This is a genomic window from Pseudomonas aestuarii (assembly GCF_027988105.1).
Lineage (GTDB): Bacteria > Pseudomonadota > Gammaproteobacteria > Pseudomonadales > Pseudomonadaceae > Aquipseudomonas > Aquipseudomonas aestuarii.
The window spans coordinates 1-8,236 of the sequence record NZ_JAQJZJ010000020.1; the positions used below are offsets into that span (position 1 = coordinate 1).

Genomic DNA, 8,236 nt, shown 5'->3' on the forward strand with positions numbered 1-8,236 from the left:
GCCGAGAGGCCTGCGCCAGAAGAGGTGCGGATTATAGGCCCAGCAGAAACCACGTCAAGCCTTTATTAAAAGTTACTTACCAACGCCGCCACTCCTTTTCAGGTGGTTACCAGCGCCCGATGCCTTCGACCTCTGGATACGCCAACTGGCGTAACCACTATATAAGGTTAAGAGAATAACCAGCCCCAGGCTAATCGACATCAGACGGTCTCCAGAAACGCGTCGGCCCGCACAAGGCGGGCCGACGGTGACACTCAGTCGTTGACCTGACGCAGATGGGCTGCCGGCTCGGCTCCGAGGTTGTTGAGCATCTGCTCGCTGTACCAGTCGATGAAGTTGACTACGCCAAACTCATAGGTCTTCGAATACGGTCCGGGCTGATAAGCCGTGGAGTTGATGCCGCGCTGGTTCTCTTCACCCAAACGACGATCCTGCTCGTTGGTCGCATCCCAGACCTGGCGCAGACGCGCCACGTCATAGTCGACGCCTTCCACCGCATCCTTGTGCACCAGCCACTTGGTGACAACGATGGACTCCTGAGCGCTGATCGGCCACACGGTGAAGTTGATCAGGTGGTCGCCCATGCAGTGGTTCCACGAGTGCGGCAGGTGCAGGATGCGCATTGAGCCCAGATCGGGGTTCTTGATGCGACCCATGAGCTTCTTGCTGCCTTGCTTGCCATCCATGGTCATGGACACGGTGCCCTTGAGCAGCGGCATGCGTACGATGCGGTTGCGCAGACCGAAACCGGCATGCAGGTAGGGGATTTTTTCGGCTTCCCAATCGGCCGCGCACTGGGCCACGTGATCCTTGAACGCCTGGGGAGCACGCGGGTCGCTAGTGTCGTCCCACTCCAGCAGGGAATTGAGCAGCTCCGGGTGCGCACCATTGCAGTGGTAGCACTCGCGGTTGTTCTCCAACACCAGCTTCCAATTGGCCTGCTCGCGCATAGTGCTTTGCACCGCGACCTTGGTGTTCTCCATGTCGTAGGGCTCCATGTAGTGAGCCAGGGTGGAGAGGAAATCGTCGATCGCCGGCGGGTTGTCCGCCAGACTGATGAAGATGTAGCCGCCGGCAGTCTTGCAGTTCACCGGCTTGAGGTTGTAGTCGCTGAGCTTGAAGTCGTCACCCATCTCAGTGCCAGCGAACAGCAGGCGGCCGTCCAGCTCGTAGGTCCACTGGTGGTAGGGGCAGACCAGCTTGGCGACCTTGCCCTTGTCACTGACACACAGGCGCGAACCGCGGTGGCGGCAGACGTTGTGGAAGGCATGCACAGCGCCTTCAGCGCCGCGGATGATGATGATCGGGTTGTCGCCCAACTGCAGGGTCAGGTAGTTGCCCTTGGCAGGAATCTCGCATGTCATGCCGGCGTTCAACCATTCTTTATGGAAGATTTCCTGCATGTCGATCTGGAACAGACGTTCATCGTTGTAGAACGGCTGCGGCAACGAGAAGGTGCGCTCGCGGCTCTGCAGCATCTCGGCGGTGGCCTTGCGTGCGGGCTCTAGTGGATCGCCCAGGCTCAGGTTGGAAGTGACGTCCATCGGTAATTCCTCAATGGCGGCTCGCCATGCGAGCGCCGCAAAAAGTGGCTGTTTCGGTTTACGCAAGGCGGCGTGACTGACCCTCCGCAAGCCGCCTGCCGAATAGCGGTTCTTACGTGGAGTTAGAGAGAGTCGGACGCTCTTATCCATTTGCTTCGGCTGGAGCTGAGTGTGGCGATGCATGCCGAGTAAACCTTATCTACAGGCGACATGGCCACATCCGTTTCCGACGCGGCAAGCCACGGCCCTCCAGGCAGGTCGCGATAAGCATGTCAATGTCGCTCATGGATAAATGAGTGTGCATGTCGTTGCGCACAATCCATCGCAATAGGCCGACATCAGGCCGCTGCGCGCGAGATACCGACCATGTCGAACGATTTTTTCAATACCGTCACCACCCAGACCTGGAGCAACGGCCGCCATCTAGTGCGCTGCGTCAAGGTGATCCAGGAAACCTGGGACGTTCGCACCTTCTGCTTCATGGCCGAGCAGCCGGTACTGTACTTCTTCAAACCGGGGCAGTTCGTCACCCTCGAGCTGGAGATCGACGGCCAGCCAGTCATGCGCTCGTACACCATCTCCAGCTCCCCGGCCGTGCCTTACAGCTTCTCCGTGACGGTCAAGCGGGTGCCAGGCGGCAAGGTGTCCAACTGGTTGCACGACAACCTCAGTGAAGGTGACGAGCTGCCGGTACACGGCCCGGCCGGTCTGTTCAACGCCATCGATTTCCCGGCGGACAAGGTGCTCTACCTCAGTGGTGGTGTTGGTATCACCCCAGTGATGTCCATGGCCCGCTGGTTCTATGACACCAACGCCAACGTCGACATGGTCTTCGTGCACAGCGCACGCTCGCCGAAGGACGTGATCTACCACCGCGAGCTGGAAAACATAGCGGCGCGGATCAACAACTTCAGCCTGCACATCATTTGCGAGAAACACGGGTTGGGCGAGGCCTGGTCCGGTTACCGGGGCTACCTTAACCAGGCCATGATGCACATGATGGCGCCGGACTTCATGGAGCGGGAGATCTTCTGCTGCGGGCCAACGCCCTATATGAATGCAGTCAAGCGCCTGCTCGAAGCCAATGACTTCGACATGTCGCACTATCACGAGGAATCCTTCGGTGCGACGCCGGCGGATGTACGCGAAGAAGCCAAGGAGTGGGCCGCCGAAGCGGCCGACGCCGATCCGGTGCCGCTGGCCGAGCAGCATCAGGTGGCATTCGCCGCCACCGGCAAGAGCATTCGCATCGATCCGGGTGAGACCGTGCATGCTGCAGCTGCCAAACTTGGCCTGCACATTCCCAAGGCCTGCGGCATGGGCATCTGCGGTACCTGCAAGGTGATGAAGACCGCTGGCGAGGTGAGCATGGACCATAACGGCGGGATCACCGACGAGGACGTCGCTGAAGGCTATATCCTGTCCTGCTGCAGCGTGCCCCAGGGCGATGTGACCATCGATTATTGATCGACGTGGCCTTTCTCCACTGCTGCCAGACCGGTAGCGGTGGAGTGAGGCCTTTTCCGCCCGCCGCACAGCAAGCGCAACCGTCAGCATTGCTCAAGCCGCCCTGCATCGCCTACCGATAGTGGCTCAAGGGCTGAGCAGCGCCTCAGACCACAGCCCATCCGCTTGCTTCAGATACCTGACCCGCTCACGCATGCGCGGCCAACCGGACGGCCAGAACTCGATCCGCTCAGGCTGAAGACGAAAGGCGCACCAGTTCGGGCTGCGCGGCACCGGCTCGAAGCCCAGGGCCTGTTCAAGCTGACGCACCTGTCGACGCGATTCGCCTTTTTCTGGCGCAGGCGTGCCCTGAGGAAGTACCCAAGCTGCCAATTGGGTCTCGCGGGGCCGTTTGCGCCAATAGTTGTCCGAGGTTTCAACGGATTGCCGAATGACGTCGCCCTCAAGCGTCACCTGCTCCTGCAGCTCGCGCCAGAAGAAACACAGTGATGCGCGCGGATTGTCGATCAGTTGCTGACCCTTGCCACTCTCGGTATTGGCGAAGAACAGCAATCCAGCCTCCTCGACTGCGACGATGTAGACCATTCGCACGGACGGGTGGGCATAGCGATCCGCCGTAGCCAGTGCGGCGGCATGGGCCTCCTCCACACCTTGCGCGGTGGCCTGCTCGATCAGCCGCTGGAGCTGAGCCAAGGCCTCTCGATAAATCGCTTCACTGCTTTTCATGCTCAGTCGTCATCCTTTGCCGGCGCCGTTCCTTGGCAATTCTTGCGGGGATCGAAAAACCCAGTATAGGACTCACTGCCCGGCCACCTGCGCCACATAGCAGGCCACTGCCTCGATCTGTTCAGCGCTGAGGGATGCGGCAAAACTCGGCATCACGCCAACACCACCCTGAACGGCAGCCACGACCTGCTCGACGCTCGGCTTGAGCTGATCCAGATCGGGGCCGATGACACCGCCGGCAGCGGCCTCGCGCAGGCTATGGCAGAGACTGCAGGACGGCTGCGCCTGCTCGGTGAACACCTGTCGGCCGAGTTCCAGACGGGCATCATCCGCTGCTACCGAAACAGCCGCAATCAGGCCAGCCACGACCAATAGCAACCTCACCATCTGCTCAGACCACCACAAGGCTGACCGCATGATCGCGCCAGCCGTTGTGACCGTAGCCGCGTTCATTATCCAGGCGACCCTCGGGCTGCATGGCACCCTGGGCATCGGTAGCCCGGCTGGCGATGCTGTAGCTGCCCGGCTTGAGTTCGACGAACAACACGAATGGTCGCCAGGCATATGGCCCCAGTTCAGGGCCGACGAAGCGCGCCATCTGCCAGTCCTTGCCACCGTCTAGGGACACCTCGATACCCTTCACCGCCCTGGCCCCACCGAATGCCACGCCCTGGATCCGAACCCTCCCGGCCTTGGCCTGATGCAGCGGCTGGGTAATCCAGGATTTTACGTTCATCTCCCACATTGACGGCTGATCAGGCGCGCCCCCCTGGCCAACCGGACGGATGCGATAGCCAGAGGCCTGGATCTTGGCATCGGTCTGCCCGACGGTGAAGGCCACCTGCTTGACGTACTTGATGTTGTTCACCCCGTAGTAGCCGGGTACCACCAGGCGCAATGGGCCGCCGTGGGCCAGCGGCAGCGGCTCGCCGTTCAGCTCCCAGGCGAGAATTGCCTGATCCAGCGCTCGCAGCGGCACCGAACGTTCGACCACCACAGTCTTCGGCTCGAGTCCCGCAGGCAGCACTTCGCCGCCGGTGCTGGTCATGTACTGCGCGCCATCATCGAGGCCGCCGAGGGCATCGACCACGGCGCCGACCGGCACCCCGCTCCAGACCACGCAGCCGGCAGCGCCGACCGACCATTGAGTGCCGCTAGCGCCATGCGGAAAAAACGCCCGGCCGTTGCCCGAGCACTGCAGCACACTGGCTACGGTCGCGACGTCAAGACTCTTGAGCTCGCCTAACGTCATGCTGCGCGGGTTCTTCACGCCCTGGAAACTAACCGCCCAGGCATCACGGTCGGCAACGATGGAGGCATCCGGCGTAGGCAGGTTGTTACGCACAAACAGCTGCTCGTTGGAGGTGACGATACTGGTGCCGATCGCCTCGCGCCGGGTTTCCAGGGTGTTGGCGCTGTGCACGATCAGCGCCTCGGGGTGTTTCCAGTTGACATAGTCTGGAAGCGGCATCTCTGCCGCTAGGCTGAGCGGACTGAAACCGAACAGACTGGCCGACGCGACCGCCCCAGCGCTGCCCAGTAGCACTTGCCGGCGTTGCAGATTAAAGGTGTCGTTCATGGGGGACTCCCTAGAGATGCAACACGCGCAACACGCAGGCAGGAGAACCGGAAGATCTGGGAAAGGGGGCGAGTCGCGCGCTGATGCTGGGCAGGAAGGAACCGCGGCCGAGTGGCGAACGATCCCCGACAAACCGGAGCATGAATACTTTCCTCTCGGTGTCAGGCAGGGTTATTTACCATGACTGGTTTGGGTCTAGGTTCCCAGTGGCCCCCTGTCAAGGTAAGTGGTCGGCTGCTCCGCTCTGGATATCAAGCACGTCCTCGGAACAAAGACTCAAGCAAGTCTTGGGATCGCCCCGCTACCTATAGTGAGCAGCGGCGCCCTCGACGATTAGTCGATCAGTGCGGGCAGGGGCTGGAGCGAACACCGCGGCACAGTTGCGGTGGGCAAGACGAGGTTAAGCGGCTGATATTCATTCGAATCACGCCGGGTGACCGGCAACGACCTGCCATCCTGGGCAGGCCGGCGGATCGGGCGATGCCTAGCCCGTAGCCATGGCCAGGCGGATATCGGCCGCCAGCTCGCGCACCCGCTCTTCTTCGGTATCCCAGGAGCACATGAACCGCGCTCCGCCGGCGCCGATGAAGGTGTAGAAACGCCAGCCCTTGGCGCGCAGCGCGACGATGGCCGTCTCTGACAGTTGCAGAAACACACCGTTGGCTTCCACCGGGAACATCAGGCTGACGCCCGGCACGTCGCGGACCAGTTCGACGAGCAGGCGTGCGCACTGATTGGCATGTCGCGCGTACTTCAGCCAGGCGTCGCCCTGCAGCAGGCCGACCCAGGGCGCCGACAGGTAGCGCATCTTCGACGCGAGTTGGCCGGCCTGCTTGCAACGGTAGTCGAAGTCCTCGGCCAGGGCCTTGTTGAAGAACAGGATCGCCTCACCCACCGCCATGCCGTTCTTGGTGCCACCGAAACACAACACGTCGACGCCGGCCTTCCAAGTCAGGTCGGCCGGCGCGCAGTCGAGAAAGGCGCAGGCGTTGGAGAAGCGCGCGCCGTCCATGTGCAGATTGAGGCCCAGCTCACGGCAGGTGGCGCTGATCGCGCGAACCTCCGCGGGGCGATAGACCGTACCGACTTCGGTGGCCTGGGTCAGGGTCACCACCCGTGGTTTCGGATAGTGGATATCCTGGCGCTTGAGGGCGATCTCGCGGATTGCCGACGCGGTCAGCTTGCCGTTCTCGGTCGGCGCCAGCAGCAGCTTGGAGCCGTTGGAGAAGAACTCCGGGGCACCACACTCGTCGGTCTCGACGTGGGCAGTCTCCGAGCAGATCACGCTGTGGTAGCTCTGGCACAGCGCCGCCAGGGCCAGGGAGTTGGCCGCGGTGCCGTTGAAGGCGAAGAACACTTCGCAGTCGGTTTCGAACAATTCGCGGAAATGATCGGCCGCGCGCGCCGTCCACTGATCGTCGCCGTAGGCGCGGTCATGACCCTGATTGGCCTCGGCCATGGCGGCCCAGGCTTCCGGACAGATGCCGGCATAATTGTCGCTGGCGAACTGTTGCGATGACTCGGACATGGTTCGTTCCTTGTTGTTAGATCATCGGCGCATGGCGCTACTTTACCCTCGCAGCCTGTCGCGGGCAGCACACTGTGGCGACATCTTGTTCACTCCAAGCGCTGTCCGGCCCGCAGGATGGCTGGCTGGCAACGACACGAAATGAACAGCGACTCACCTGCGCAAACCGCCTCACACCAGGGCCTGCGCTAGCAGTTGCCGCAGTGATTGACCCCGAACAGGACTCCACCATGAACTACCGTCACTTGATTGCGTTCTTCATTGCCCTGGCCTTTGCCCTGCCTGCGACTGCCGCCGGCTGGCCCGAGGGTAGCAAAACCGAGTTCGCTAATGAGTGCAGCGCTGGCGTGATAACGGCAGGGGCCGTGACGGCGATCCTGGGTTAACGTCGAGCATGACCAATGACCAATGACCTGTGAGCGCCGCCATGCCCACCTCTCTCCCCGCCCTGACTAGCCGCCCGCGCGATGCCGCGCTGGATCTGCTCAAGTGGTTGGCGCTGCTGAGCATGCTGATCGATCACCTGCGGCATGTCTGGCCGCCGCTGTACGCCCTCTATATTCCCGGCCGCCTGGCCTTCCCGCTGTTCTGCCTGGCCATCGCCGCCAACCTGGTGCGCCCGTCGCCGCACGCGCGCACGCCGCTACCGCTGCGCTACCTTGGCCTGCTGTTGCTGTTTGCGCTGCTTTCCGAGTGGCCGTACCGGTTGCTGGTGCAGGCGCCGCAATCGCTCAATGTGCTGCCAACCCTGGTTCTCGGCTTGCTGATTGCCAGCGGCGTGCAGCAGCCCCATGGCCAGGCACGCTGGCTGGCTCTGGGCGCCCTGCTGCTCGCGGTTGCCGCCCATTCCTGGCTGATGTTCGGCCTCGCCGGGGCCCTGTTGCCGGCCGCCTTCGTCCACGCCTTGAATCGACCCTCTCCGGCCTGGATCTGGCCGCTGTTGCTGTGCCTGATCGCCAATTACTGGCCGCCCTTCTATATCGATGCGGCGCGCGGCGAGCCCTTCGCCTGGACAGTGATCCTCAGCTGCGCCCTGGCGCCCTTGTTTGGGCTCTGGCTGCTGCGCCAGCCACTACAGATTGGCGTACCGCCGGTCCGACGCTGGGCCTATCTGTTCTATCCCGGGCACTTTCTCGTGCTCGCGGCCCTGCGCGAATACTGGCTGCGCTGAGGGCTGCAGCCGCTCTGGCCTGGCCGCCGCCAGGTATCGCCATGAACGACAGCAACCAGTCGCAAACGTGCATGTCGCAAACGCAACCTCCCGTGGCGTGCATAGGCATCTGGCTGTTCAGGGCGAGTCATACCATCGGCTGCACAAGGGCTTAGCCCCGATTCCGACACAGATGCACCACAACCTGGTGCCGCAGGAGATCAGCGATGTTCAGCAAAGAC

The 8,236-nt window shown here is 62.3% G+C and carries 8 protein-coding genes; 3 read left to right on the forward strand and 5 right to left on the reverse strand.

Annotation, left to right across the window (positions count from 1 at the left end; genetic code table 11):
• Positions 1-254 precede the first annotated feature (254 nt).
• Positions 255-1,544 carry a glycine-betaine demethylase subunit GbcA gene (gbcA, locus tag PH586_RS23270; RefSeq protein WP_271350185.1) on the reverse strand — a complete coding sequence of 430 codons (1,290 nt, stop codon included), beginning with the start codon at positions 1,542-1,544 and terminating at the stop codon, positions 255-257.
• A 366-nt stretch (positions 1,545-1,910) separates the two neighbouring features.
• On the opposite strand from gbcA, the gene gbcB reads away from it, so the two are divergent.
• Positions 1,911-3,011, forward strand: a complete 1,101-nt coding sequence (gene gbcB, locus PH586_RS23275) for a glycine-betaine demethylase subunit GbcB (protein ID WP_271350186.1) — start codon at positions 1,911-1,913, stop codon at positions 3,009-3,011.
• Positions 3,012-3,137: 126 nt separating this feature from the next.
• Here the strand turns inward: gbcB and PH586_RS23280 are convergent, their stop codons facing one another.
• The 4 genes from PH586_RS23280 to PH586_RS23295 all read right to left on the reverse strand — a co-directional run bounded on the left by PH586_RS23280 (position 3,138) and on the right by PH586_RS23295 (position 6,844).
• Positions 3,138-3,737, reverse strand: coding sequence for a pyridoxine/pyridoxamine 5'-phosphate oxidase (locus PH586_RS23280; protein ID WP_271350187.1), 600 nt, complete (start codon positions 3,735-3,737; stop codon positions 3,138-3,140).
• A gap of 72 nt (positions 3,738-3,809) precedes the next feature.
• Positions 3,810-4,103: a SorU family sulfite dehydrogenase c-type cytochrome subunit gene (gene sorU / locus PH586_RS23285; RefSeq protein WP_271350188.1), complete on the reverse strand. Its 294-nt coding sequence runs from the start codon at positions 4,101-4,103 to the stop codon at positions 3,810-3,812.
• Between the two features lie 25 nt (positions 4,104-4,128).
• Entirely contained in the window at positions 4,129-5,316 is a 1,188-nt protein-coding gene (sorT, locus tag PH586_RS23290) for a SorT family sulfite dehydrogenase catalytic subunit (RefSeq protein WP_271350189.1), read from the reverse strand.
• A gap of 484 nt (positions 5,317-5,800) precedes the next feature.
• Positions 5,801-6,844, reverse strand: coding sequence for a threonine aldolase family protein (locus PH586_RS23295; protein WP_271350190.1), 1,044 nt, complete (start codon positions 6,842-6,844; stop codon positions 5,801-5,803).
• A 230-nt stretch (positions 6,845-7,074) separates the two neighbouring features.
• Between PH586_RS23295 and PH586_RS23300 the strand changes: the two genes are divergently transcribed.
• Together PH586_RS23300 and PH586_RS23305 are read left to right on the forward strand one after the other, a co-directional pair.
• Positions 7,075-7,230: a hypothetical protein gene (locus PH586_RS23300; protein WP_271350191.1), complete on the forward strand. Its 156-nt coding sequence runs from the start codon at positions 7,075-7,077 to the stop codon at positions 7,228-7,230.
• A 41-nt stretch (positions 7,231-7,271) separates the two neighbouring features.
• Positions 7,272-8,015: a TraX family protein gene (locus PH586_RS23305; protein WP_271350192.1), complete on the forward strand. Its 744-nt coding sequence runs from the start codon at positions 7,272-7,274 to the stop codon at positions 8,013-8,015.
• The last annotated feature ends 221 nt before the right edge of the window (positions 8,016-8,236 follow it).

Bases quoted from the DNA above. Each gene is read 5' to 3' on its own strand.
- gbcA (WP_271350185.1), bottom strand. From the start codon at position 1,544: ATGGACGTCACTTCCAACCTGAGCCTGGGCGATCCACTAGAGCCCGCA.
- gbcB (WP_271350186.1), top strand. From the start codon at position 1,911: ATGTCGAACGATTTTTTCAATACCGTCACCACCCAGACCTGGAGCAAC.
- PH586_RS23280 (WP_271350187.1), bottom strand. From the start codon at position 3,737: ATGAAAAGCAGTGAAGCGATTTATCGAGAGGCCTTGGCTCAGCTCCAG.
- sorT (WP_271350189.1), bottom strand. From the start codon at position 5,316: ATGAACGACACCTTTAATCTGCAACGCCGGCAAGTGCTACTGGGCAGC.
- PH586_RS23295 (WP_271350190.1), bottom strand. From the start codon at position 6,844: ATGTCCGAGTCATCGCAACAGTTCGCCAGCGACAATTATGCCGGCATC.
- PH586_RS23300 (WP_271350191.1), top strand. From the start codon at position 7,075: ATGAACTACCGTCACTTGATTGCGTTCTTCATTGCCCTGGCCTTTGCC.
- PH586_RS23305 (WP_271350192.1), top strand. From the start codon at position 7,272: ATGCCCACCTCTCTCCCCGCCCTGACTAGCCGCCCGCGCGATGCCGCG.